Origin of the sequence: Phormidium yuhuli AB48, assembly GCF_023983615.1 — a bacterium.
In the GTDB taxonomy this organism is placed as follows: Bacteria; Cyanobacteriota; Cyanobacteriia; order Cyanobacteriales; family Geitlerinemataceae; genus Sodalinema; species Sodalinema yuhuli.
The window spans coordinates 568,968-593,254 of the sequence record NZ_CP098611.1 but is presented as its reverse complement, the minus strand read 5'-3'; the positions used below and the strand labels follow the sequence as shown (position 1 = coordinate 593,254).

General features: G+C 50.9%; 23 protein-coding genes. 8 read left to right on the top strand and 15 right to left on the bottom strand.

Translation table 11 applies throughout. The features are described from left to right. Positions 1 to 12: 12 nt before the first annotated feature. On the bottom strand, positions 13 to 1,488 hold the full coding sequence (locus tag NEA10_RS02485) for a carotenoid oxygenase family protein (RefSeq protein ID WP_252663632.1): 1,476 nt from the start codon (positions 1,486 to 1,488) through the stop codon (positions 13 to 15). Between the two features lie 145 nt (positions 1,489 to 1,633). Between NEA10_RS02485 and NEA10_RS02480 the strand changes: the two genes are divergently transcribed. The 4 genes from NEA10_RS02480 (at position 1,634) to hemN (ending at position 5,459) form a co-directional block, all read left to right on the top strand. Continuing rightward, the gene (locus NEA10_RS02480) at positions 1,634 to 2,548 is read left to right on the top strand and encodes an ATP adenylyltransferase family protein (RefSeq protein ID WP_252663631.1); all 915 of its coding nucleotides are present in this window, start codon (positions 1,634 to 1,636) and stop codon (positions 2,546 to 2,548) included. 101 nt (positions 2,549 to 2,649) lie between these two features. After that, positions 2,650 to 3,015 carry a DUF4359 domain-containing protein gene (locus tag NEA10_RS02475; protein WP_252663630.1) on the top strand — a complete coding sequence of 122 codons (366 nt, stop codon included), beginning with the start codon at positions 2,650 to 2,652 and terminating at the stop codon, positions 3,013 to 3,015. A 183-nt stretch (positions 3,016 to 3,198) separates the two neighbouring features. Beyond that, positions 3,199 to 3,930: a biliverdin-producing heme oxygenase gene (locus NEA10_RS02470; protein WP_252663629.1), complete on the top strand. Its 732-nt coding sequence runs from the start codon at positions 3,199 to 3,201 to the stop codon at positions 3,928 to 3,930. 137 nt (positions 3,931 to 4,067) lie between these two features. Beyond that, entirely contained in the window at positions 4,068 to 5,459 is a 1,392-nt protein-coding gene (hemN, locus tag NEA10_RS02465; protein WP_252663628.1) for an oxygen-independent coproporphyrinogen III oxidase, read from the top strand. A 263-nt stretch (positions 5,460 to 5,722) separates the two neighbouring features. On the opposite strand, the gene NEA10_RS02460 is transcribed toward hemN, so the two are convergent. Next, complete coding sequence (locus NEA10_RS02460) at positions 5,723 to 7,003, bottom strand: AAA family ATPase (RefSeq protein WP_252663627.1); 1,281 nt, start codon at positions 7,001 to 7,003, stop codon at positions 5,723 to 5,725. Between the two features lie 124 nt (positions 7,004 to 7,127). On the opposite strand from NEA10_RS02460, the gene NEA10_RS02455 reads away from it, so the two are divergent. After that, positions 7,128 to 7,862 carry a class I SAM-dependent methyltransferase gene (locus NEA10_RS02455; protein WP_252663626.1) on the top strand — a complete coding sequence of 245 codons (735 nt, stop codon included), beginning with the start codon at positions 7,128 to 7,130 and terminating at the stop codon, positions 7,860 to 7,862. A 27-nt stretch (positions 7,863 to 7,889) separates the two neighbouring features. On the opposite strand, the gene NEA10_RS02450 is transcribed toward NEA10_RS02455, so the two are convergent. From NEA10_RS02450 to NEA10_RS02440, 3 genes are all read right to left on the bottom strand, one after another. Beyond that, positions 7,890 to 8,660: a Uma2 family endonuclease gene (locus tag NEA10_RS02450; RefSeq protein WP_252665269.1), complete on the bottom strand. Its 771-nt coding sequence runs from the start codon at positions 8,658 to 8,660 to the stop codon at positions 7,890 to 7,892. Between the two features lie 113 nt (positions 8,661 to 8,773). After that, a complete protein-coding gene (locus NEA10_RS02445; protein ID WP_252663625.1) occupies positions 8,774 to 9,331 on the bottom strand; it encodes a 5-formyltetrahydrofolate cyclo-ligase in 558 nt (185 codons plus the stop codon). 2 nt (positions 9,332 to 9,333) lie between these two features. Beyond that, positions 9,334 to 11,403 carry a cation:proton antiporter domain-containing protein gene (locus tag NEA10_RS02440; RefSeq protein ID WP_252663624.1) on the bottom strand — a complete coding sequence of 690 codons (2,070 nt, stop codon included), beginning with the start codon at positions 11,401 to 11,403 and terminating at the stop codon, positions 9,334 to 9,336. A gap of 105 nt (positions 11,404 to 11,508) precedes the next feature. On the opposite strand from NEA10_RS02440, the gene NEA10_RS02435 reads away from it, so the two are divergent. Next, positions 11,509 to 11,664 (top strand): hypothetical protein, encoded by a 156-nt coding sequence (locus NEA10_RS02435; RefSeq protein WP_252663623.1) that lies wholly within the window; start codon positions 11,509 to 11,511, stop codon positions 11,662 to 11,664. 30 nt (positions 11,665 to 11,694) lie between these two features. Then, entirely contained in the window at positions 11,695 to 14,226 is a 2,532-nt protein-coding gene (gene recQ, locus NEA10_RS02430; protein WP_445164663.1) for a DNA helicase RecQ, read from the top strand. 116 nt (positions 14,227 to 14,342) lie between these two features. Here recQ and NEA10_RS02425 read toward each other — a convergent pair whose 3' ends face one another. The 3 genes from NEA10_RS02425 to NEA10_RS02415 all read right to left on the bottom strand — a co-directional run bounded on the left by NEA10_RS02425 (position 14,343) and on the right by NEA10_RS02415 (position 16,140). After that, the gene (locus NEA10_RS02425) at positions 14,343 to 15,035 is read right to left on the bottom strand and encodes a nucleotidyl transferase AbiEii/AbiGii toxin family protein (RefSeq protein ID WP_252663620.1); all 693 of its coding nucleotides are present in this window, start codon (positions 15,033 to 15,035) and stop codon (positions 14,343 to 14,345) included. After that, on the bottom strand, positions 15,028 to 15,552 hold the full coding sequence (locus NEA10_RS02420) for a hypothetical protein (RefSeq protein ID WP_252663618.1): 525 nt from the start codon (positions 15,550 to 15,552) through the stop codon (positions 15,028 to 15,030). The genes NEA10_RS02425 and NEA10_RS02420 overlap by 8 nt, the downstream gene beginning before the upstream one ends. 69 nt (positions 15,553 to 15,621) lie before the next feature. After that, positions 15,622 to 16,140 carry a hypothetical protein gene (locus NEA10_RS02415; protein ID WP_252663617.1) on the bottom strand — a complete coding sequence of 173 codons (519 nt, stop codon included), beginning with the start codon at positions 16,138 to 16,140 and terminating at the stop codon, positions 15,622 to 15,624. A 116-nt stretch (positions 16,141 to 16,256) separates the two neighbouring features. Here NEA10_RS02415 and NEA10_RS02410 point away from each other — a divergent pair, with 116 nt between their 5' ends. Continuing rightward, positions 16,257 to 17,471, top strand: coding sequence for a ferrochelatase (locus NEA10_RS02410; RefSeq protein WP_252663616.1), 1,215 nt, complete (start codon positions 16,257 to 16,259; stop codon positions 17,469 to 17,471). A 78-nt stretch (positions 17,472 to 17,549) separates the two neighbouring features. On the opposite strand, the gene NEA10_RS02405 is transcribed toward NEA10_RS02410, so the two are convergent. The 7 genes from NEA10_RS02405 to fusA all read right to left on the bottom strand — a co-directional run bounded on the left by NEA10_RS02405 (position 17,550) and on the right by fusA (position 24,048). Beyond that, positions 17,550 to 18,428: an alpha/beta fold hydrolase gene (locus tag NEA10_RS02405; RefSeq protein ID WP_252663615.1), complete on the bottom strand. Its 879-nt coding sequence runs from the start codon at positions 18,426 to 18,428 to the stop codon at positions 17,550 to 17,552. A 57-nt stretch (positions 18,429 to 18,485) separates the two neighbouring features. Beyond that, entirely contained in the window at positions 18,486 to 18,830 is a 345-nt protein-coding gene (locus tag NEA10_RS02400; protein ID WP_068788215.1) for a DUF1815 family protein, read from the bottom strand. 405 nt (positions 18,831 to 19,235) lie between these two features. Next, positions 19,236 to 19,451, bottom strand: coding sequence for a DUF2839 domain-containing protein (locus tag NEA10_RS02395; protein ID WP_252663614.1), 216 nt, complete (start codon positions 19,449 to 19,451; stop codon positions 19,236 to 19,238). A gap of 45 nt (positions 19,452 to 19,496) precedes the next feature. After that, positions 19,497 to 20,144, bottom strand: a complete 648-nt coding sequence (locus tag NEA10_RS02390) for an LON peptidase substrate-binding domain-containing protein (protein WP_252665268.1) — start codon at positions 20,142 to 20,144, stop codon at positions 19,497 to 19,499. Between the two features lie 134 nt (positions 20,145 to 20,278). Then, on the bottom strand, positions 20,279 to 20,596 hold the full coding sequence (rpsJ, locus tag NEA10_RS02385; RefSeq protein ID WP_068788212.1) for a 30S ribosomal protein S10: 318 nt from the start codon (positions 20,594 to 20,596) through the stop codon (positions 20,279 to 20,281). Positions 20,597 to 20,718: 122 nt separating this feature from the next. Further along, positions 20,719 to 21,948, bottom strand: coding sequence for an elongation factor Tu (gene tuf, locus NEA10_RS02380; RefSeq protein WP_252663613.1), 1,230 nt, complete (start codon positions 21,946 to 21,948; stop codon positions 20,719 to 20,721). A 24-nt stretch (positions 21,949 to 21,972) separates the two neighbouring features. Then, complete coding sequence (fusA, locus tag NEA10_RS02375; RefSeq protein ID WP_252663611.1) at positions 21,973 to 24,048, bottom strand: elongation factor G; 2,076 nt, start codon at positions 24,046 to 24,048, stop codon at positions 21,973 to 21,975. Positions 24,049 to 24,287 lie beyond the last annotated feature (239 nt).

Sequence of the window (24,287 nt, the reverse complement as noted above, 5' to 3'; positions counted from 1 at the left end):
GGGAATTATCCCCTAAGGACCAAAATACTCCGGCGTGAAATTGCCATGGAGACCATAGGGAATGTGATACTTGAGATGCAACCGTGCTAGGGGACCCTTGTCCACAGACTTAGCATCAAAAATGACCACATCACTGCGATGATGTTCCGCATCATACATCAACAGTAATAGCCAACCGTCATCTTCCTCTGTTCCCTGGGGATGAGGAACAAAGGTGGGTTCTCCGGTGAATCCCCGTGGCGCAAAACTCCAAACTTGACGTTCTCCCGTGAGCCGATCGCACTTCATGACTCCCTGTAACGGCGCATTTCCTTGCTCTCGATGGGTCGTTCCCATATATAAGTAACGAGCCTTACGTCCAACTTTCTCAGGATGCAACACGGGAAACTCACAACAGCGAGATTCTACCACCTGGTGGCTGACGGTTTCTTCCTCTAAATTGAGACGGAAGTTCCAAAGTTGTCCTTCGGGGATTGTCTCAAAATCGACATCCCGGAAATCAGAATCGGCGGTGGGTTGGGGGAACGAGTTATAACAGATGGAATCCACGTAAATGTCCCCGTTGTCTTCCCAGGCGTTGGCGTGGTGGAAGACAAAACAGGGTTCCGCATCCAGAATGTTCATCGCACCGGAACCGTCCCGGGGAATCACGATGATTTTAGTGGAGGTGTTGGGATTAAATTCAATACATTCAGCGGCCCCCCGGAATCCCAAAAGGTAGGGAAGGGGGTTAAAGGAGACGGGATTCTGGAAGAAAATGCAGTAGTTGGGGGTGATGGCCATGTCATGGAGAAAGGCGAACCCCGGAATGAAACGGGTTTGTTGGCGCAGGAGTTTCCCCGATGTGGCAAATTCGTACAGGGTGATGGCGGTTGAGGGACCCGGTTTCACAGCGAAGTTGACGAGACAGGGTTCGCCGTGGTTTCCCTGGGAATGGGGGTCGATGTGGGGATGAGCGGCGATCGCATCTCCCTCCTCTAATACCCCATCAAGGTCCTCCAGGCCCAACGTCTCTAAGGTATGGGGATTTAAACGATGGGGTTCAGCCGCCTCCCATAACGCCAATAACTTCCCACCCCAGTAGATGACATTGGTGTTGGCGATGTTCTTGAGGCGGGTGTCAAAGATATTCCCCAGCCAGCCACCGGGTTTCTGAGTGCCGAATACCCCACGATATAAGGGTTTCCCAGCTTTTTGTTCTTCCAGGAAGCCTTGGGTTTGCACAAAGCGGTTGCGGAAATGGGCCCGTCCATCTTTGAAGGCGATCGCACAAACCATTCCATCACCATCAAAGGGATGATTCACCGGATAGCCGTTGATATCCAGTAATCCTGGCCCGACTCGAAACAGGGTTCCGCAGAGTTCTGGGGGAATGTCCCCCTCTAGGTGATCGAGCCAATACTCAGACTCTTGATGCTGGGAGAGATACCCCCGCTTCCAATCGTCGCGGCTGTAGTCTTGGGAGAGAGAACGAGGTTCGGTATACACGAGATCTTAAAAGAGAGACATCGACAAAGAACAAGCTTGTTATTACTAATGTTACATATTGTAACGATTTATCTCAAACGGGGACGGGGATTGCACCCCAGAGTTCTGTACAATAAGGGCGCGATCGCCCGGTTACAGTTGCGTTATGTCTGACGGAGAATTTCTGCTATCCCCCAACAGCCTCTGGACACGAACCCTCGAACAAACCCAGTTCGCGCTCGACTGTGGCGCACTGGAGCCAATTCCCACGGAATTTGAGTATTTGCAACAGGGAGAGATTCGCTTCCTGGTGAGAATCCTGGCCAACATCGATCGCAAGGCCAAAGCCAAAGCCGCAGAAACCCGTCAGACTCAGGAGACGGGAAAACCCTTTAATCCCTTCCTCCCCTACGACAAAAACCTCTTTGTAGCCAACTTGTCGGCCAGTCATGTCTGTCTCCTCAATAAGTTTAATGTCGTCGACCATCATCTGCTCATGGTGACACGGGAGTTTGAGCATCAGAATACCTGGCTGACGGTGGCGGATTTTGCGGCCTTACAGATTGGCTTGCGGGAAATTGACGGCTTGGGGTTTTATAACGGGGGGACCGAGGCCGGTGCGAGTCAACCCCATAAGCATTTGCAACTGGTTCCCCTTCCCTTGATGCCCGATGGCGATCGCTTGCCCATTGAGGGGGCGATCGCGCAAACTGAGTATGTTGGGACAGGACTGGACAAAATCGGTCGCTCCCCTGAGTTTCCCTTCAACCATGCGATCGCACCCATCTCCCTCAACCGCTCCCCCGAAGAACTCCAGCAACAGTATTATCGTCTCCTCAACGCCGTCGGGTTAATCGAAGGAACTCCCAAAACCGAAACTCAAACCGGGGCCTATAACCTCCTAGCGACCCGAGATTGGCTGATGGTTGTGCGGCGAACACAAGAGGGATGCGCCGGAATCTCCCTCAATGCGTTAGGCTTCGCCGGGGCCCTCCTCGTCCGCAACTTGGAACAACTCGAACAGCTCAAAACCCTGACTCCCCTGGCGTTGCTGGCGAACGTAGCACCCGTCGAGGGGTAAAGCTGTCACAGGGTCTGGAATTCCACCCTAGCGGGGGAAGTTAAGATAGGTGACTGTTGTCATGGCCCGCGTCACTCTAAGCTAGCGCGGAAACGGAGATTATGAAAACAAGTCTTATTGGAATCGGAATCGTTGTTCTCGGAGCCGGGATGGCGTTGGGAGTCACCAATCCCAGCCGAGAGCAGTATCGAGTCTATGCGGGAGAGATTCTTGCAACTCATCTCAAGGAGGAAGTTTGTACCGGTTTGCGGGGAGGCCAAGACCTTTGTCAGTCTTTTGTCGAGGAGAGCCGACCCCAAATCGAACAGATTATCGATCGCAACACCAATCGCGACAACTTCTTCCTCTTCAGTATCTACCGCACGGAACTCTCCCTTCCCATCCCCATCCCCGGAATCCCCACCATTCAGGCGGAAACCATCGGCGGATTAACCCAATTCTACACCTATGAGCTAGAAGAAATATAATCGCTACACAGTGATTTAACGTGAGTGACAGGAACTGCCGCCATTCGCCCCCCGCCGTTGGGGTCTCTATTGCCCTTAAACCATGGTATCTTGACCTCAAAATGTAAAGTTTTGAGAACTCCCCCTTGCGTAACCTGTAAATCGCTATAAAGTGATTAAAGTTAAAACGCTGTTTTAGATCCTATGAGTGTTCAATTAGCTAGCTTGCTGCGAGAGGGAACGGGACGGGCCCACACCGCAGCGGAAAACACGGCCTATATGAAGTGCTTTCTCAAGGGGATTGTCGAGCGAGAACCGTTCCGGAAACTTCTGGCGAACCTCTATTTTGTCTATCGAACCCTAGAAGAAGAACTCGAACGTCATCGGGAACACCCCGTGATTGCGGGGATTGACTTTCCTCAATTGCGGCGAACTGCGAACCTGGAGGCAGATTTAGCCTTTTATTATGGGGAGAACTGGCGTGAGCAAATTCAGCCACTCCCAGAGGGCCTCGCCTATGTCAATCGCCTCCAAGAGATTTCCCAAACGGAACCGGCGTTGCTCGTCGCTCATGCGTACACCCGTTATATGGGAGATTTATCGGGGGGACAAAGCCTGAAACACATCGTTCGTTCGGCGTTAGATCTTCCTCCCAATCAGGGAACAGGCCTCCATGAGTTTGCGGCCTTCCCCACTCCCGAAAGCCGACGGGATTTTAAAGTTCAGTATCGGGATGCGTTGAACGCACTCCCAGTGGATGAGGCCTTGGCCCAAAGGATTGTTGAAGAAGCCAATTTAGCCTTTCAACTCAACCGTGATGTGATGCATGGGTTAGAGGCTGATGTGAAAGCGGCGGTTGGCGATCATGTGTTTGATTTGTTGACTCGCCAGGATAAGCCAGGAAGTACCGAACGGGCCCATCCTGTGGCCCGTTGATGGAGCCATTCTCCTCTCGATGGTTCTGCGATCTCTCCTGATTCTCAGTTGCGGCGATCGCGATAAGTCCCAACTTGGGCGATCGCCGTTTTTTTGATGCTCAATTTTACACCATTTCCTGATTTTTTTTGATTCCCATGGAAGTTTCCACTCAATCAGTTCGCTTTGACGCTCAGCTTTTACAAAAACATAACCACCCCACCCCCCGCTACACCAGTTATCCCCCCGCCACAGAACTGAGTTCGGACTTTAATCAACAGGACTTTTACGAGGCGATCGCCCGTGGAAATGCCAAGAAAACTCCCTTATCGCTCTACTGTCACATTCCCTTTTGTGAGAGTGCCTGTTACTTTTGCGGCTGCAATGTTATCGTCACCCAACTGAAAGATAAAGTGGCGAATCCTTATCTGGATTATCTCTTTGAAAACATCGAACAGACGGCTCCCTTGATTGACGGCGATCGCCTCGTGCAACAAATGCACTGGGGAGGGGGAACGCCAAATTATCTCAACCCCGAACAACTCGAACGACTCTGGAACAAGCTGCATGAGCATTTCACCTTTGCTGAGGATGCAGAAATCTCCATCGAAGTCAATCCTCGCTACATTGATCGCGACTATATCCTCTTTTTAAGAAAACTCGGCTTTAACCGCATTAGTTTTGGGATTCAAGATTTCAACCCCGTCGTTCAAGAAGCCATCAACCGGGTTCAGCCAGAAGAACTCCTCTTCAATGTCATGGCTTGGATGCGAGAAGCGGACTTTGAGAGTGTGAATGTGGATCTGATTTATGGACTTCCCTATCAAACCCTCGATACCTTCCGCGACACCATCGCCAAAACCATTCAACTCAATCCCGATCGCATTGCGGTGTTTAACTTCGCCTATGTTCCCTGGATGAAACCGGTGCAAAAACGGATTCTGGAAGAAACCCTCCCCAGTTCCGAAGAAAAACTGGAAATCGTCCATATGACCATTGACGAATTGACCGATAATGGTTATGTCTTTATTGGCATGGACCACTTTGCCAAGCCTGGAGATGAGTTGGCGATCGCCCAACGCAAAGGCGAACTACATCGTAACTTCCAAGGTTATACCACCAAACCCGACTCTGAACTCTTTGGTTTCGGCGTCACTGCTATCAGTATGCTGCACGATGTTTATGTGCAGAATTACAAAGGATTGAAAGATTTTTACCGAGCCATTGAGGAGAAGCAAACCCCCATCGAGAAACTCGTCAAACTCGCAGAACCGGACAATCTCTTACGTCGGGAAGTCATTATGGAATTGATGTGTCACTTCCGCCTCGACAAACGCGAGATTTCCCAGAAACATGGCATTGACTTTGATACATATTTTGCCCTCGACTTACGGATGTTACAAGAGTTTGAAGAGGATGGCTTAGTCATCAATGGCTGTGATATAATCGAAGTGACACCGAGTGGGCGTTTGATGGTTCGGAATATCGCCTACTGTTTTGATGCCTATAGCCGCGAGCGGAAACAACAGCGATTCTCCAAGTCGATTTAGAAGTTAAACAGTGACCTAAATCGCTGAATTGGCTAGGCGATAGAATTTCAATCAATCAAGTGGCTAAAGAGAGAGTTGATCGTTGTCCAAAAAGAATTTAGGCGACCGTCTTCTCTCTCTTTTAAGTAAAATTCAACAAACTGACGTAGCTCATCAACAGATAAACAGTCATCTAAAAAAGGCTCAACCGCTAATTTTCTGGCTGCTCGAAGTTTGGGAATGTTGAGTCCTAATTTGTCAATCGTCCTTTTTTTGAATGTACTTCATTTTCCAATAAGCTTCTTCCGTTGAATCAAAATCTCAGCTTTCGTCAACTCTGGGTCATCACCAATTAGCTGGCGCATATCCTGAATCTGTTGATGTGCTATCTCACATTGGTCAACACTAATCATTTCATAAATTTCATGAAGTTTTTGACTCACTACTGTTGGTCGTGTAGTCTCTAACTCCATGATATCTTCTAAAATTCGCTCAACTGACTTTCCATAGGATTCTGAGGGAGTTTTCACTTGAATTTCATCATTGTTTCGGGTAAGTAGAACAATGGTTTCGGCTTCAACATGAGTCAAGATATGGGGTGAATGAGTCGAAACAATAAACTGGCAATTTGGAAAAACTTGTCGCAACCTAGGGGCAATCATTCGTTGCCATTTCGGATGTAAATGTAACTCCAATTCATCAATTAAAATAACTCCCTCTCCATCTAACGGATTCGCTTTAGTGGCATTTGCGATCGCCATTCGACGGGCTAAATCCCCGACCATGGCGATTAGGCACTTTTCCCCATCGGAAAGTTGATTAACTGTGAGAACTTCGCCATTTTTCTCAACTTCCATACGCAACGGACTGCGACGAACCGTCAAGTGCTGAAATTCGGGCAAAAGCTGACTAATTGCAGCACGAACCGCCTCCAATTGACGATCGCGGTGAACCTGCTGGCCCTCTTCTCGAAATAACGGCAACTGTTGGACTAAAATCTCATTCTCCAAATCTTCCCGTTCCCGAAACCACTCAAAAAACGTTCTAAAATTGGCTCCCGTTGTGAGGGACTGATCATACGCACTCAGTAAATCAAACCGATGACTGCTACGAATACGGAGAGGGATATCTAAAACAGCTCGATGAACCGGATAATAGACAAAAAGGGGAAGATTTACCCAAGAGTTAGCTTGAGAAATTTGACCTTGAAGCGTTTTCGTATAGTGACTCAGTTGCTGTAAATCACTGGGTTGAAGAGGACTACCATGTCCACGACGACTCTTGGAAAGTCTCCAAGATAAAGATTGGTGTTCATCCCCACAAACGATCTCCAGCGACGCCCAAGACTCTCCATTCATAATCTCGGCTTCAGACAGCGATCGCCCCGAGGTCCCAGACTGTCGAATCCGGCTCACCATCCAAGATAGCAGAATGGCGATCGCGTCGAGAACCGTAGACTTACCCGCACCATTAACCCCGACTAAGACATTCAGCCTCTCATGGAGATTCAGGGATAACGAAGCAGCACCACGGTAATGAGTGAGACAGAGCTGTTGGATGTACATGACCGGGAGTATCGGTAAGATAGGTCTATGCTCACCTTACCGGAAAAGTCCGATCCATATCGAGGAGATTCTCAACTCAGCTCCCTCCTAACCCCCATTTACCGCAACCTCTCCACCTATCTTTATGAGTAAACCTGTCTATCCCGGCGAAATCTTCCCCAATACCCAGGACTTTGACGAGGGGATTCGGACCCTTCTTCCTCGCTATACCGAGATGCTTGATAGCATCGTTCGCTGTGTTCCCGCCGACTGTGCAACAATTATCGATCTCGGCTGTGGAACTGGAGAGTTAAGCCTACGACTGTTAAAACGCTGTCCCCAAGCGCAAGTTCTCGCCATCGACTACTCGCCGCGTATGCTGGAATTTGCCCAACAGAAAATCATCCAGGCCGGTGATAACAACCGTTGGGAGCCAATTTGCGCCGATTTCGGTGACTTAGCCTCGCGCCATGAGGGGGATGTCGCCATTGAAGGGGCCCAAGCCTGTGTCTCCTCCCTGGCCATTCACCATCTCAGCGATGAGATGAAACAAACCCTGTTTAACTGGGTGTTTCGTATCTTAGAGCCGGGGGGATGTTTTTGGAATGCTGACCCCGTGGTTCCCGAAACTCCTCACCTCAGAGAGGTTTATCAGTCTGTGCGTGAGGAATGGGCCCAGAAACAAGGGGAGGCGATCGCCGCCACCCGCGCTAAAGTGGGTGAGAGTGTTCCCCAAGGCCATTCAGCACAAGACCGCTTAGCCAGTTTGCAAAGCCATCTCCAGATGTTAACCTCAGCCGGTTTCCAAGACGTCGCTGTTCCCTGGAAGTATTTTGGCTTTGCGCTATTTGGCGGCTACCGGGGAATCATGGATAAATAAAATTAGGGGGTTGACAAATACACCTAATTATGTATTAAGTGCTTCCTCATCCGGGTCAATACCTAATTCCCGCAAGCGCGCCGCCAGACGCTCGGCCCGCTGACGTTCTTGCTCAGCGAGCTGATGTTCTTGCTCGGCCCGCTGACGTTCTTGCTCAGCTCGCTCCTCGCCATGTCGCAGTAAATTCCCCTGACTATCCCACCAACGCAGCCAGGGGAGTTCCATATTGCCATAGCGTCCAGTCCAAATGCCTAACTCAACCCCCAACTCAGAAATGGGGAAGTGGCCCCGTTCATTAGGCGGAATCAACTCGTAGTGATTGCGGACTAAGCCATACACCTCCACCGTGGCCCGTCGCACCTCATAAATCGCGTAGTACGCCGGACGAATCACCGTTTCATAGACCCAAAATTTCCCTGTCCAGGGGGTTTTATCCCGTTCCTCAGCTCCCGTCCCTGAGACAAACTCGATAACAATCTGGGGGGGGATATGTTCTTGCCAAAGGACGTAGGAACGCCGCGCTTGTCCGTCTAACGTGGCAGGAACGTTAGGAACATAAAACCAATCGGGAGAGACGGCACCCCGGAGGGAAGGATCGGTGATGCGCCAGTAAATTCCACTATCTTGACCGATACAGTAATCTCCCTCGGGATGTTTGGCGTTGAGGATGGGGAGAATCGAATCCGTGAGGAGAATGCTTTGCGGATGTTCTTGAAAGTTCTTCACGAAGGTGCCATCCTCACAGGGAAGTTGGGTGTGATCCGGTAAAGGAGTAAAGGTTTTTGTCCAATCTTCCATGGAGGCTTCATCGTCACAGGGGAGGTGGGTGTGATCCGGGAAGGAGGTCGGGTTTTTTCTGACGGTCATGGCGCACAAGGGAGAGGGGCGACACTTCTAATGTAGCATTGCTGTCAGGGCTGGGTTTTCACCCATCGCGCCTCGGTGCAAACTCCCGTCAGGGGACAATCCCAGGGTTCAACGGGGAGTTGGGGGAGATAGGCGAACTCGAAGACAATCCCCAGCGTGGGAATCTCTCGCCATTGGGGTTGACTGAGGAGGCGATCGTAAAACCCGCCGCCATATCCCAGGCGATATCCCCGTTTATCGCAAGCCAGGGCCGGAACTAAGATTAAATCCACGGTTTCAGGGGCAATCTGGGGGGAGTCAGGATGGGGTTCGAGAATACCAAAGGCCCCCGGAAGCCAGTCATCACCCCATTGCCAAGAATGCCATTCTAAGGACTCTCCCACACAGCGAGGAAATCCCCAGTGACGCTCCCCAGTCACCAAGGGCAAGACATCCGGTTCCCGACGAAAACTGACATAACTGAGAACCGTTTGGGCCGACTGGAATAGGGAAAGTTGGCGAATTTGCTCACAGAGGCGATCGCTGCGATCGCGCCAGTCCCCCTCAGACAACTGACGACGAGTCTGTAATAGCGATCGCCGCAACCCTTGCTTCTCGGACATCTCTACCAATGGGGTTCTCCAAACAACACCATCGAACAGCTAATCTGTCCCAAAATCTTCGTAGCCACGTCACTCACCGCCAATCCCCCAGCGGTACGCCGTCGTCGGGAACAGAGAACCACCATATCCATCTCTTGCGAGGCTTCTAAAATAGCCTGTGCCACATCATCCGAGACTACCGTTTTCATCTGGCCGGGAACCTGGGAAACACCACCATGAAAAATTTTCATCAACGCCGTCTCAAATTCCTGAATCTGCTGTGGCGTGGTGCGGCGATCGCAGACATGAAGCAACGTTAACTCCGCCTGGTTCGACTCTGCAAACAACTGAGCAAATCGCATCGCCTCCATCACTTGCGGGGCTAAACTTTTTACCGGAACCAAAATTTTATGAATGTTGAGGGGATCATCTAACAGACGCATCACCCCCACCGGACAATGAGAAGACCAAAAGACACTATCAACCACACTGCCAAACAGCCGCGCTCGAATACCAATATTCTCATTCCAACCCATAACAATGGCACTCGCATTCTCCTCCCGAGCAGTGCGACTAATCCCATGAGCCACATCACCATCAATCCGAACCCGAGGAATCGCCTCAACCTGAAACTCATGACTCACCTCCAAAGCCCGTTCTAAGAGTCGCTCACTACGGCGAATGGCTACATCTAACTCCGGTTCATCCATTTGCAGATGAGCCTCAGCAACGGATAGAGGCACAATGGAACCGGAACGCTGACGAGCCAAAATCGCTGCCATCTCAATCAAATAGCGTTCCGTCAGAGGATTAGCAACGGGCACAACTACTTTAAAGGGTTTCTCTTTGGGAAAAAAGGTTAAGGAAGGTAAGGCATTGTCATCTTCATCTGACCCTACATCTAAACTCCCTCCCGATAAGGGAAGCCGACGGGCAAAATGGGATGTTGCCAACGGACCAATCACGGATGTGATTAACATCAACACCACAACACTATTAAACACCCAATCGGGAATCAATCCAGCATTAAACCCAGCTAAGGCAGCAGCAAGCGTGGCAGCAACTTGGGGAATGGACAACGACCACATAGTCATTAGACTATTCAGGTTGTAACCATAAATAAGCTTGACAGTCAGGGATGCCAGAAATTTAGCCCCGAGTAAGGTTAAGACAATGGCAATAACAAAGCCTAAATTTTGAGTAAAACTCTCCATAAAGGCGCCTAAATCTAGGAGCAAGCCCATCCCAACAAAAAAGAAGGGAATAAAGAGGGTGCTGCCCACAAACTCGACCTTATTCTCCACCGGCCCACGGCCAACAACATCATTAACTGCTAACCCTGCTAAAAATGCCCCCACAATTTGGTCAACATTGATAATCTCAGCACCAACAGCGGCCACAAACACTGCCAAAAGAATAAACAAAAATTGGTTACTTTCTTCATCCCCTGTACGACGGAAATAAATTTTTCCCAACCGGTCAAGTCCCACCAAAACAGCGACCGTATAGAGTCCTAGCGCGGTAACTTGAATAATTAAACTGCTCGCCGAGAAATCGCCACCATGAATCGAGAGGCAAATCGCTAAAACCAAGAGAGCAGCAATATCCGTAAAAATGGTGGCCCCAATGGTGATAGTAACAGCTTCATTGCCCGCCACCCCAAGGCGGCTGACAATTGGATAGCCTAACAGAGTATGAGACGCCAAGAGAGAGCCAATTAAAATAGAAGCATTCCAGCCGAAACCGAATTGACTCGCCATGAAAGTTCCCGCTGTCAAGGGAATAGCAAAAGTAGCAAACCCAAATACTAAAGAGCGGTCTTTTTTGCGCTGAAATTCAGATAAGTCAATTTCTAAGCCAGCAACGAACATTAAATAAATTTTACCAATGTCCGTAAACAGTTTCATGTAATCATCCGTGTGATCTAGGAGTCCAATTCCATCTCCTCCGAGGAAGACCCCTGCGGCAATGAGTCCAACCAATCCTGGAAGTCTTAACCGCTCAAATAAGGGAGGAACAGTCAGGACAACAAGCAGAAGAACCGTAAAGGGAACAATGGGAGTATCCGGTAGCCATTGAGGTAAGTTGTCCATGAAGGTTACGAGTTAAAGAAGTAAGCGGTGTGGCTCCCTGATTTGTCAATCAGTATTGAGAAACAATTATGATATCCTCAATTTGAAAAGATGTTAATCTATAAAATGAACATGATTTGGGAATCTTGGCTTTATTGTAATCATAAAACGTCAATTTGTGAAGCTATCCTGTTAAGGTTTGACGAAGACCATTCAGGGATGATTATGGCGACCCTCCTAGAGGGCGATCGCCCCCCCTCGGGCAAACTCATTTCAGGTTAAGGCGGCCCCCTGGGAACGCTCTCTGGTAAGATGGAGACGCTCAATCCAATCGTTACAGGATTCGTGTCCGCTTCCCCATCTGACTCCCTCGATCGCGCCCTAAAACAATACTTTGGCTATGATCGCTTCCGTCCTGGTCAACAGGGGATTATTGAAGCCTCCCTAGAAAATCAGGACCAACTGGTGATTATGCCGACTGGGGGCGGAAAATCCCTATGTTTTCAACTTCCCGCCCTATTACGGCCCGGGGTGACGGTGGTGGTGTCTCCTCTCATCGCCTTGATGCAAGATCAAGTGGATAGTTTACAGGCCAACGGCTTAGGGGCGACCTTCCTGAATAGTACCCTTAAAGGTGTCGAGGCGCGCGATCGCATCCGGGCAGTGCGTCAGGGGGATATTAAACTGCTCTATGTCGCCCCCGAACGTCTCTTAAGTGAGCATTTCCTGGAGTTTCTCAGTCAACTGCGATCGCAACCCGGCCTCTCCGGCTTCGCCATCGACGAGGCCCATTGCGTCTCGGAATGGGGCCATGACTTCCGGCCCGAATACCGCCAACTCTCGCGCCTGCGCCAGTATTATCCCGAAGTCCCCGTCACGGCCCTCACCGCCACCGCCACCGATCGCGTCCGCCAGGATATCATCCAGCAACTGTCCCTGAAGCGGCCCCAAGTCCATATCGCCAGCTTCTACCGCCCCAATCTCACCTATGAAGTACGCCCCAAAACACGGGATAGCTACCAGCAAATCTACCAACTGATCCGTCAAGGAGGCTCAGGGATTATCTACTGTCTCAGTCGCCGCCAAGTGGATAAGCTGGCGGACAAACTGCGCCAAGATGGCATCGAGGCACTGCCCTATCATGCGGGAATGAGTGACCGAGATCGGGCCGACAACCAAACCCGCTTCATTCGCGACGATGTACAAGTGATTGTCGCCACCATCGCCTTCGGAATGGGAATCAACAAACCCGATGTGCGCTTTGTCATTCACTATGACTTACCCAAAACCCTAGAAGGCTATTACCAAGAAACCGGCCGCGCCGGGCGAGATGGAGAACCGGCCCAATGTATTCTCTTTCTCAGTTATGGCGATGTCAGCAAAGTCGATTGGATGATCAGCCAAAAGCCTGATGAACAGGAACAACGGATTGCCCGCCAACAGTTGCGCCAAGTCATCGACTATGCGGATAGCACCGAATGTCGCCCCAGTATTCTCTTACGCTACTTTGGAGAAACCCTCAGCGAACCCTGTCAAACCTGTGATAACTGTCGCAATCCCAAACCCATTGAGGATTGGACGGTTGAAGCCATGAAGTTTCTCTCCTGTGTGGCCCGCTGTCAAGAACGGTTTGGGGTGACGCATATTATTGATGTGTTACGAGGTTCGAAAAAGGAGAAAATCAAGAAATATCGCCACGATCGCCTCTCCACCTATGGGATTGGCAAGGATCGCACGGCCGATCAATGGCGGGCCTTAGCCCGAACCCTCAAACATCGCGGCTTTGTAGATGAAACCGATGATGGCTATTCCGTCTTGAAACTCAATGCCCTCAGTTGGGAGATTATGCGCCAACAGCGTAAGGTAGAGGTGGCGCTTCCCCGTACCGTTAGTGCTTTAGAGGGCGATCGCCGCAGTCCCTTAGCCGCCGAAGCCGACGCCTTAATGTTCCAACTACGAGCGTTGCGCAAACAAATCGCCAATGAACGTTCCGCCGCTCCCTACACGATTTTTCCCGACTCAACCCTACGGCTGATGGCCCAGCAACGGCCGCAAACCCTGGCAGAGTTTGGTCAACTCTCGGGGGTGGGGCGTTATAAACTGGAGCATTATGGCGATCGCTTTGTGGCTCTCATTCGTGAGTTTACCACCGGGGAAGCCAGCGCCCCCCCCAAACGCCAGACAAGCCGCTTCTCGACAACAGTTGGGGAAACTCACCAGGAAACCTTAGCCTTATGTCAACAGGGTAAAAGCGTTGAGGAGATTGCCCTGGCCCGTAACCTCACCCCCGGGACAATTTATGGCCATCTGGAACGACTCCTGCATGGGGGAGAGGAGATTGATATTGATGCCCTAGTTCCCCTGGATCATCAACAGCCGATTCGCCAAGCCCTCTGCGCTGTGAATACAGATAAGTTGAAACCGGTGTATGAGTATTTAGGGGGAGTCTATCCCTATGAGGAAATTCGCTTGATGAAAGCGGTGATTAAGCGAGAGGGCCATCACTTCCCTCGCAGCCAGGAACCCAGTTCTACCCATCTGTATAGTCTGGAATTGCATCAGAAAGGATGGGATATTGAGGCGATCGCCCAGGAGCGTAATTTACCTCCCTCTCGCATTGTGCGCCACTTGGCGGAACTCTTAGAAATGGGGCAGCCGGTGGATTTAGATCGGTTGGTGCCCTCGGAACAACAACGGGAAATTGAACAAGTCTGCGATCGTCATCCTGGGGCGACCTTAGAGGTATTATGGACCTATTTGAGCGATCGCGTCTCCAAAGAAGCCCTCAGACTTGTCTATGGGGCTTGGCGTGCTAAACAACGCCAACCCTCTAATTCTCCATAACGTCTCAACATAGCTCGAATAAAGGTCGCTGTGTCGATTTTGGGTATGGGACAAACTCTGGCAGCTAAAGCCCTTGCGCCCGTTCTGGATAAGCCCTATAAGCCCTTGAAAAAGTCCTATAATTCTTCTTGAGTTTCTTGGCAAAGCTCATCGAGCAAAGCAAAAATATAGTCTTCTCTTCCTTCACTCGAAGAGGGCAAAAAAACGTAGATCGCTTCTTCAAATTGTTCTCGACTTTGTTGAAACCAAGACCGTAAAAAATCTTTAACATCTGGGTTAGCCCTACGAAAATCTGTCAATAATTCCTCACATCCGTCTAACAACAGGACAATATCTTCTATATCCTTAGAAAAACGCAAATCTCCACCCCGTCCTTTAAACGCCTCAACCTTACTCGCTAGAAAATAAATCGGTGGAAAAATCCAAATCTCTTGACCATCAGGCAACCTGTAACTCACTCGATGGGCGATCGCCTCTGAATACCAACGATTGGTAAAACCCAACACCGACTCATCACAGGGCATCACATCAATAATGAGGTCATTATAACGCCAACGACATAACGGCACACCCTTCCCTTGCTCCTCCTCCAATCCCACCCCCCGTAACTGTTCTGCCAAACGGTAATAATCCGCCCGCGTCGTAATCTCCACCACACAATCCACATCCAACGTTGGCCGAACCTCATCCCATAAAATCTCCCCGAGATATAGCACTATTGTCGCTCCCCCCGTAAACACAAACCGTTCAGGAATCGGAGCCAAAACCCTTGCTACCTGGGCTAAATTAGCCATCAATGGATTATTCATATAACCTTTCCTTTAAAACGCGGATCGCCAACTCTTGCTCCCGGACCTTGCCAATGCGTAGGGCTTCCACAAGACAGAGAATTTCGTAAAAACGGCGATCATCCTCAATCACATCTGAAAGCTGCCTATATAAAGGCTTAATTTCCTGTCCTTTGACTGTCCCCCTAGAAAATGCCCAAACATAAGGGATTGATTCACTAACCGACAAAAGACCCTTAAGCGGCTCAGCCGAATGAGCGGTTGGAATACCTCGCTTTAAAGTGCCTACCGTTGCCGGAAACGCATACTTAACCCCATGCACCAAAAATTCTAGCAACGCCTCCCGCATCACCCGACGATGGTTCCGATGGTATAAACGGGACAGCTCACAACGCCTCAATGACTCATAGACAACAGACGTACTGGTCTTTAGGGACAAAGCTAACTGCTCATAGGTCCAGTTTCCTTGCCAACAATGGACTTTCAGTAAAATCACCACATCTTGAGGTTTGAGCATCAATTGAGGATTACAAGACATTAGTTTCCATTTTATTTGATATTCTCGAATTTAGAATAAAATCCCCAAACCCCTTATGCAACAAGCTCATCAGTCTAACTCACCATAACGCCTCAGCATTGCTCGCATAAACGTCGCTGCATCGGTGTATTGCCTCAACCCCGACTCCGCTAGCCATAGCCCTCGCGCCCGTTCAGGATAGGCCCATAACTCCAAATGAGCCACAGGGGGATCGGCATAAAAGCGATCGCCCCCCACCCCCAACCAGCCAGATTGCTGATCGGTCCTTAGATCATGACTGAGACGATGCAAGGGAACCTCCCCGAGATGAGGAACCCCCCAACCATCTAAGGCAATAATCGCCTTAACCCTTCCCCCCTGCTGTTGCCACATCCAAGCCGCTCCCATGGCCCCAACCACTCCCGCACTAAAGGCCAAAAAACAAAGCTCGTCTAGCCCCTGCTGGCGGGCAAAATCGAAGACATGGAGGGGGGAATAGGGAGGGTGAGTTGAGGTGGGTAGGATGAGAACCTGTGTTAGCCCCAGCACTTGGCACAACCGTTCACTGAGACTGGGGGGGTGAACCCCGGGACAGAGATAAAGGGTCATCGAGTCAGGAGATGACAATGACAGCGGGTCAAACAGCTATGTTATGTTGGCATTATCTGCTGTAACGTGCCAAATCCGTTACAGCCCGTTAGATCGCTTCAGAGGAGACTGTCATCTTGGTTGTTACCCACGAACAGACCACCCATTCGCCGAACTCTACTCCATCAGACCATCGCGTCGCCGTTCTCTTAATGGGATACGGTGAGGTGGAGAGCTATGATGATTTCGCAAATTACAATGAACAGGCCCTGCACCTGCTCACCGCCAAGTTTGCCCCGGTTCCGGATTGGCTTTATCCCCCCTTAGCCCGGTTATTGGCAATTTTTGACCGTCATGAGTGGGGTCATCAACATCATGATTTTATCTCCCCCCACAATGCCATTTTTGAGCAACAACGGGCGGGGATTGAGCAAAAGCTTCAGGAACGCTGGGGCGATCGCATTCAGGTGTTTAAGGCCTTCAACTTCTGCGCTCCCTTCCTCCCGGAACAGGTGTTGGCTGAGGTGAAAGCGCAAGGCTTCACGAAACTCTTGATTTATCCCCTGCTGGTGGTGGATTCGGTGTTTACCAGTGGTATTGCTGTTGAACAGGTGAATCAGGCTCTCTCCAAGTTAGCTGAGGGCGAGGAGCATTGGGTTAAGGGGTTGAAATATATTCCCTCGTTCTACAATCAGCCCCAATATCTGGATTTGATGGCGATGATGGTGGAGGAACGCATCGCCGAGGAGTTGGCGGCGGCCTATCTCCCGTCACAAATTGGCATTGTTTTGATGAATCATGGCTGTCCCATGAAGGCTAAGGGCTTTACCTCTGGGGTTGATGAGAGTCAGGCACTCTATGAGGCGGTACGGGAACGGCTGATGTATCGCTATCCCCTGATTTCGGTGGGTTGGCTGAACCATGACACCCCCTTGATTGAATGGACGCAGCCGAATCCGAATCAAGCCATTGATAATTTGGTGCAGTTGGGGGCGCGGGCGATCGTGATGATGCCCATTGGTTTCGCGACGGAAAACCATGAGACCCTGTTGGATGTGCATCATATTGTCCATGAGATGCACCGTCGTTATCCTGATGTCACCTATGTCCAGATGCCCTGTGTGAACGATCGCCCGGAATTTCTGGAGATGGTGGCCGGCTGGGCCGAGTCCCATATTGAGGAACTCCTCTCAGAAGAAGGATTTGAGGTGAATCCCCAATTAGGGGTTGAAGTGGCCCGACGCTTCCATAATCATGATGAGGATGGTTTGGCTCATGGTCACGGCCATGACCATGGCCATGGTCACAGTCATAGTCACAGCCACAGCCACAGCCACAGCCACAGCCATTAACGCCGGCTGGGAAGCCTAGATGTTCTCATCTGCGGCGCAGAGGAATGGGGGTGAATGAGAGTTCGCCCCCATTTATCGTTACTTGATGGTGAGGAAGTTTAGCAGTTTCCGGTTAACGGTTTGCGGCACTTCCTGCTGAATCCAATGACCACATTGAGAAATGAGTTCCAGTTGGAAGGGAGCCGTGATCAGCTTCTCAAACCCTTGGGTTAGGCTGGGACTCAAGAACGAATCATCTTCACCCCAGAGAACTAGGGTGGGGACGGTGATGGGATCGAGCGATCGCCCCCAGCCTTTGAGCCAGGTTTGGGGGGCTGAAAGTTGACGGTAGTATTTAACGATGGAGTTGAGTACGCCGGGTTTTTCCAGGGCGGCTTGGTAAATTTGGTTATCTTCCTGGCCAAATGCCCCTTTCCGGATAGCGTTTTCCCGGAAGATATTTTGCACGAAGTCTTTGAGGTTATTACGAATCACCCATTCGGGGAGATTGGGGATTTGTAGGGCCAACACGTACCAACTGCGGCGAAGTTGGTCGAGGTTACTGGCAAGGGCCTGAGTGAACTGGTGGGGGTGGGGCGCATTGAGGATAGCCAGGCGGTTAATAGACTCGGGATAGGTGTGAGCCAAATGCCAGGCGATCGCCCCTCCCCAGTCATGACCGACAATATGGGCGCTACGATACCCTAGAGCGGCAATGGTTCCCCGCACGTCTTGGCTGAGGGTGTCGAGATCATAGCCACTGGCGGGCTTATCGGAGTCGTTGTAGCCTCGCAAATCCGGGACAACAACCTTGAAATGCCGCGCCAGGGCCGGGATTTGATAACGCCAGGAGTACCAAAACTCGGGGAAGCCATGGAGGAGGACCACCAGGTCTCCTTCTCCTTGAGTTACACAATGCAGTCGGATGCGGTTGGTGTCAATATAACAGTGCTGCCAGCCAATATCGATATCTGTCATGGGAAATACCCAATAGCAAGGGTTAAAATGCTGCGATCGCAGGGATCTACCCCTATTTTACGCCTGTTGGACGGCCGTTGGGCGATAATCTTGGGGAGCAATTTGGTATTTCACCAGATTGGCTAACTCTTGCAGTTGGGCGATCGCTTCGGCCCCTTCGAGCTTCATCAGTTCGCGATCGTCGCGCATCTCAGTCCAGGTGATACCGTAGTCAGACACCAAGAAACGGATAAGATGATTATCCCCCAGGCTTACCATGAATGAGGCACTGTTCATCTGACTGCCGCAGGTATAGCACGAAGCGAGATAGCCCCGACGCTCCAGCACAATGGCTAAAGCTTTTAGGTTCATCACCAACTCCTGGACGAATTGACGATGCTGTTCGGCAAGTCGTATAAACACAGTTCTCCTCCTCTCACACGCGAGACGCGGGTTAACAATTTAAGATTTACTTAACAATGTCTCTCATCTTGGGTCTCTAGGCAAGCCAACACAGTGATGTCCCAACGGACGGTCGTCGAGCTGGGAAACTTGCCCAACGCTAACTTAGGTTACCCAAAGCCGGGGTATCGTAGAACACAGATGACCTCAAAGCCGGGGTTGAACCTAGGTAGCGATAGGCAGAAATCCTTACCGTATCTCACCTTTGCTTTTCAGGGATGTTTCTCGGGATTCAGGACTTTTTGTTCAAGAGACTCTGGGGATCACAAGGAGACCCCCCGAACAATCCTCAGACTTCAATTATGAGTGAACCGTAAACTTATTTAAAATTTCTATCAATCTCCAGTCCCTTGGACACCCATTTATTTACTGACCGAGTCCCCACCAACCCAAGGAGGGAGCAATAAAGACCACCGTCAGCCAGACAACAATCAGACCAACAATTCCCGCCCAAGCTCCTCGGCTCGTCCATTTCAGGAATTGCTCCGACTGTCGTTTGGTAATCGGTAGCCAGGGAAGGATATAAGGCTCCTGACCGTACTTTTCGCCCAAGGCTTCTTTACGACGTTTGGCTTCACCCATAGTAGTTTAAGGATAAGTCGACAACAACAAGACAGATTCACCTCGTTAGGAAGGGTCAAAGGTATCTTTGAGAACCGTTCGAGCCGCGAGATGATTTCGGGTTGTAGTGAGGATTTCCGATTCTCGCTCTAGACGAGTGGCCGTATCCTGCATCTCCAACAGTGTTTGCTGTTCTGAGGCCACGCCATAGAGATTCCCCGCCACCCAATAGGACAGTTCCGTCGGCAGGCTGGGGATATCTTCGGGCAGTTCAATCTCGCGATCCATTAACTTAGCCGAGAGGCGAACCACATCCCGCAAAAGTTCTTCTACATCCGTGGCTAAGGGATATAAGTCCTGCTGGGGGGGGTGATCTTCCATCCACTCCACTAAGCCCACATAGTAGGGCTTCTCCCGCACATAGTCCAAGACCCGAAACCGCTGTTGGCCTATCGTCCAAATTTTCAGGCGATCATCCGGCAACCGCTGATGTTGGATAATCTCAGCACAACACCCCACTGGGGCGGCTTCATGATTGTTCGGGTCCCACATGAGCACGCCAAAGCGACGATCGCCTTGGAGGATGGTGTTCATCATCATGCGGTAGCGAAACTCAAAAATATGCAGAGGCAGCGGTCTACCCGGAAACAGGACGACCTCCGGAAGAGGAAATAAAGGAAGTTCTCGAACGGCGATAGAAGACGAGGTAGCCATGATTCCGTCTGTCAGAGTTGCGTCTTTCATTCTAACTCATTACCAGACAATCCCCTGTCTTCCTGGTCGGATTACACCAAGACACCACAGGGGATACTCATCACAAGCCCCGTTTTATCAGCACTCTCGTGTCTCTAGAGTTTAACCTCAATATCAACCCCGGCGGGCAGATCCAGCTTCATTAGGGCATCAATCGTTTTTGAGGAGGGTTGATAAATATCAATAATGCGCCGGTGGGTACGAGTTTCAAAGTGCTCACGAGAGTCTTTATCGACGTGGGGCGATCGCAGCACACAATAAACCCGGCGTTTCGTGGGTAGAGGAATGGGCCCCACCGCCGTGGCACTGGTGCGATTAGCCGTGTCAACAATTTTGTCGCAAGATGTGTCGAGAAGACGACGGTCAAAGGCTTTTAAGCGAATACGAATTTTTTGCTGCTGAATCGTTGCCATGATAGTGAACGGTGTTTAATTGTCGAGGTTCAGTTAAAAAGAGGGCATCGGGGTGATGCCCGTCAGAGCGCAAATTAGGGGTACATCAACTGCACCCCTAATCATCGAATCAAGCCGAGGGCCTACTGAAGGATTTTAGCCACAGCACCCGCGCCGACGGTCCGACCGCCTTCACGAATGGCAAAGCGCATTCCTTGTTCGATTGCCACGGGGTTGATCAATTCAACGGTCATTTTGATGCGATCGCCAGGCATGACCATTTCCGCATCACTACCATCGTCAGCGGTGAAGTCGCTGATGGTTCCGGTCACGTCCGTTGTCCGCACATAGAACTGAGGACGGTAGCCGGGGAAGAAGGGGGTGTGACGGCCGCCTTCATCTTTATTGAGGATGTACACCTCAGCTTCAAACTTGGTGTGAGGGTTAATCGTGCCGGGTTTGGCCAACACCATACCCCGCTCAATGTCAGCTTTTTGAATCCCACGCAGGAGTACACCCACGTTGTCCCCAGCCATCCCTTGATCCAAGGTTTTCTGGAACATTTCCACACCGGTGACGGTGGTGCTGCGGGTATCACGGATCCCCACGAGTTCCACGGTGTCACCAACTTTGATGATACCGCGCTCGATCCGTCCGGTGGCAACCGTCCCCCGACCGGTAATCGAGAACACGTCCTCAACAGCCATCAAGAAGTCTTTATCCACATCCCGCTCAGGGGTGGGCACATAACCGTCCACTTCTTCCATGAGTTTGAGGATTTTGTCAACCCACTCATCTTCACCCGCACCGAGTTTGGGGTTGCCTTCGAGAGCTTCAATGGCTTTGAGAGCCGAGCCGGTGACGATGGGAATATCATCGCCGGGGAAGTCGTACTCGCTCAGGAGTTCGCGGACTTCCAATTCAACCAATTCGAGGAGTTCTTCATCATCGACTTGGTCTTGTTTGTTCAAGAAGACCACCAAGCTAGGAACACCCACCTGACGGGCCAAGAGGATGTGCTCACGAGTTTGAGGCATGGGACCATCAGCGGCGGACACCACCAGGATGGCGCCGTCCATCTGAGCGGCTCCGGTGATCATGTTTTTCACATAGTCCGCGTGACCGGGGCAGTCCACGTGAGCATAGTGACGTTGATTAGTTTCATATTCAACGTGAGCGGTGTTAATGGTAATTCCCCGCTCTTTTTCTTCCGGTGCTGCGTCGATATCAGCGTACTTGCGAGCTTTCGCTTGACCGGTCACCGCTAGAGTTGCGGTAATTGCAGCGGTTAGCGTGGTTTTCCCGTGGTCAACGTGACCGATGGTACCGATGTTGACGTGGGGTTTGTTGCGTTCAAATTTTGCGCGTGCCATGAATCTTGTGTTCCTTATTCTGTGTTATGCGTTCCCTTTGCTTTTGGCGATGATCTCTTCAGCCACACTACGGGGAACTTCCTCATAGTGGCTGAACTCCATCGAAAAGATGCCACGACCTTGGGTCTTCGAGCGAATATCCGTGGCATAACCAAACATGGATGCCAGCGGAACTTTAGCCGTTACTTTCGTAAGGCCATCGTCAGTCTCTTGACCTTCAATCTGACCGCGACGGGAGTTGAGATCGCCAATCACGTTACCCATGAAGTCTTCGGGAACTTCGACCTCAACTTTCATCATCGGTTCGAGAAGAACCGGGGATGCCTTGGTGACGGCATTTTTAATCGCCATGGAACCAGCGATCTTAAATGCCATCTCATTGGAATCGACATCGTGGTAAGACCCATCGATCAACGTCGCTTTCACGTCGATCAGGGGATAACCTGCTAGAATACCAGATTCGCAGGCTTCTTTCATCCCGTTTTCGGCCGGCCCAATATATTCTTTGGGAACGGACCCACCGACGATTTTGGAAACGAATTCAAAGCCGCTTCCGGTTTCGCCAGGTTCGAGTTCGATGACCACGTGACCGTATTGCCCTTTACCACCACTTTGACGGACAAATTTGCCCTCGGCGGTGCTGGATTTGCGGATGGTTTCCCGGTAGGCTACCTGAGGGGCACCCACTTCAGCTTCCACTTTGAATTCCCGCAACATACGGTCAACGAGAATTTCTAGGTGAAGTTCACCCATCCCCGCAATCACTGTCTGATTGGTCTCGGCATCCGTGGTGACACGGAAGGTGGGATCTTCCTCAGACAAGGATTGCAAGGCTTTGGAGAGTTTCTCCATGTCGGCCTTGGTTTTTGGCTCGACGGCGACGGAGATCACCGGTTCGGGGATGTAGAGCGATTCGAGGATGATCGGTTCTTCCTCGTCGCAAATCGTATCGCCAGTTAGGGTATCTTTCAAGCCTAACGCTGCGCCCAAATCTCCGGCCCGAAGTTCATCGACTTCGATGCGATCGTCAGATTTGAGAACGATCAGACGAGACACCCGCTCTTTCTGGTCTTTGGTAGCGTTGTACACATAGCTTCCTTTTTGCAGGATGCCGGAGTACACCCGCACGAAGGTCAAACGACCGTAGGGATCCGCCATGACCTTAAAGGCCAACGCGGACAAAGGCACATCGTCATCGGCGGGACGAGTGGCCACTTCTCCATCGGCGAGGGTTCCTTGAATGGGGGGAACTTCCGTTGGAGAAGGGAGATAGTCAACGACGGCATCGAGCAGGCGTTGCACCCCTTTGTTTTTGAAGGCAGACCCGCATAACATGGGGACGATCGCCCCAGCAATTGTTCCTTTGCGGATGGCGGAGCGAACTTCCTCTTCGCTGATCTCTTCTTCGGCGAGATATTTCTCCATCAAGTCGTCATCGGTTTCGGCGACGGCTTCTAGGAGTTTTTCCCGGTACTCGGCGGCCAGTTCTGAGACATCTTCAGGAATCTCGGTTTCCTGAATGTCCGTTCCCAAGTCGTTGGTGTAAATGTAGGCTTTCATGCCGACAAGATCCACCACGCCACGGAAGTTGCTTTCACTGCCGATGGGAATTTGGATGGGAACCGCATTCGCCCGTAGGCGATCGCACATCTGATTGTAGACCTTGAAGAAGTTGGCCCCAGTCCGGTCCATTTTGTTGACAAAGGCGATCCGGGGTACGGTGTAGCGATCCGCTTGCCGCCACACGGTCTCCGATTGGGGTTGCACCCCACCGACGGAACAAAAGACAGCCACAACGCCGTCCAGCACCCGCATAGACCGCTCTACTTCAATGGTGAAGTCCACGTGTCCTGGGGTGTCGATGATGTTAATTTGATGATCGAGCCAGTTGGTAGTGATCGCAGCGGCAGTAATCGTAATGCCCCGCTCTCGCTCCTGAGCCATCCAGTCCGTCACAGCGGTTCCATCATGGACTTCGCCCATTTTGTGAACCATGCCTGAGTAGAACAGGATACGCTCTGTTGTAGTCGTCTTTCCTGCGTCGATGTGTGCCGCAATACCAATATTGCGAATTCGGTTGAGCGGGACTGTTCGTGACACAATAACCTCCCTTTACGTGTACTGCCGCTGTGTCGTTTTGCTGTGCTGTGCTGAATTGGAGGATTCGTGTTGAATTGGCGATCGCTCGCCCGGAATCACACACAACCCACCGCGCCCCTCTCTCAAGGAAACTTAGAGACGCGGACACAACATTGCTTATTGTATCTTAATATTCTTTGACTTAAGCGACGATTTAAGCAAAAAATTTTAGCTCGCGCCTTAAACCGGCAAGCCGTTCA

What these genes read in the sequence shown, in the direction of transcription:
- NEA10_RS02480 (WP_252663631.1), top strand. Translation starts at nt 1,634, where the DNA reads ATGTCTGACGGAGAATTTCTGCTATCCCCCAACAGCCTCTGGACACGA.
- NEA10_RS02475 (WP_252663630.1), top strand. Translation starts at nt 2,650, where the DNA reads ATGAAAACAAGTCTTATTGGAATCGGAATCGTTGTTCTCGGAGCCGGG.
- NEA10_RS02470 (WP_252663629.1), top strand. Translation starts at nt 3,199, where the DNA reads ATGAGTGTTCAATTAGCTAGCTTGCTGCGAGAGGGAACGGGACGGGCC.
- hemN (WP_252663628.1), top strand. Translation starts at nt 4,068, where the DNA reads ATGGAAGTTTCCACTCAATCAGTTCGCTTTGACGCTCAGCTTTTACAA.
- NEA10_RS02460 (WP_252663627.1), bottom strand. Translation starts at nt 7,003, where the DNA reads ATGTACATCCAACAGCTCTGTCTCACTCATTACCGTGGTGCTGCTTCG.
- NEA10_RS02455 (WP_252663626.1), top strand. Translation starts at nt 7,128, where the DNA reads ATGAGTAAACCTGTCTATCCCGGCGAAATCTTCCCCAATACCCAGGAC.
- NEA10_RS02450 (WP_252665269.1), bottom strand. Translation starts at nt 8,660, where the DNA reads ATGGAAGATTGGACAAAAACCTTTACTCCTTTACCGGATCACACCCAA.
- NEA10_RS02445 (WP_252663625.1), bottom strand. Translation starts at nt 9,331, where the DNA reads ATGTCCGAGAAGCAAGGGTTGCGGCGATCGCTATTACAGACTCGTCGT.
- NEA10_RS02440 (WP_252663624.1), bottom strand. Translation starts at nt 11,403, where the DNA reads ATGGACAACTTACCTCAATGGCTACCGGATACTCCCATTGTTCCCTTT.
- NEA10_RS02435 (WP_252663623.1), top strand. Translation starts at nt 11,509, where the DNA reads ATGAACATGATTTGGGAATCTTGGCTTTATTGTAATCATAAAACGTCA.
- recQ (WP_445164663.1), top strand. Translation starts at nt 11,695, where the DNA reads ATGGAGACGCTCAATCCAATCGTTACAGGATTCGTGTCCGCTTCCCCA.
- NEA10_RS02425 (WP_252663620.1), bottom strand. Translation starts at nt 15,035, where the DNA reads ATGAATAATCCATTGATGGCTAATTTAGCCCAGGTAGCAAGGGTTTTG.
- NEA10_RS02420 (WP_252663618.1), bottom strand. Translation starts at nt 15,552, where the DNA reads ATGTCTTGTAATCCTCAATTGATGCTCAAACCTCAAGATGTGGTGATT.
- NEA10_RS02415 (WP_252663617.1), bottom strand. Translation starts at nt 16,140, where the DNA reads ATGACCCTTTATCTCTGTCCCGGGGTTCACCCCCCCAGTCTCAGTGAA.
- NEA10_RS02405 (WP_252663615.1), bottom strand. Translation starts at nt 18,428, where the DNA reads ATGACAGATATCGATATTGGCTGGCAGCACTGTTATATTGACACCAAC.
- NEA10_RS02395 (WP_252663614.1), bottom strand. Translation starts at nt 19,451, where the DNA reads ATGGGTGAAGCCAAACGTCGTAAAGAAGCCTTGGGCGAAAAGTACGGT.
- NEA10_RS02390 (WP_252665268.1), bottom strand. Translation starts at nt 20,144, where the DNA reads ATGGCTACCTCGTCTTCTATCGCCGTTCGAGAACTTCCTTTATTTCCT.
- rpsJ (WP_068788212.1), bottom strand. Translation starts at nt 20,596, where the DNA reads ATGGCAACGATTCAGCAGCAAAAAATTCGTATTCGCTTAAAAGCCTTT.
- tuf (WP_252663613.1), bottom strand. Translation starts at nt 21,948, where the DNA reads ATGGCACGCGCAAAATTTGAACGCAACAAACCCCACGTCAACATCGGT.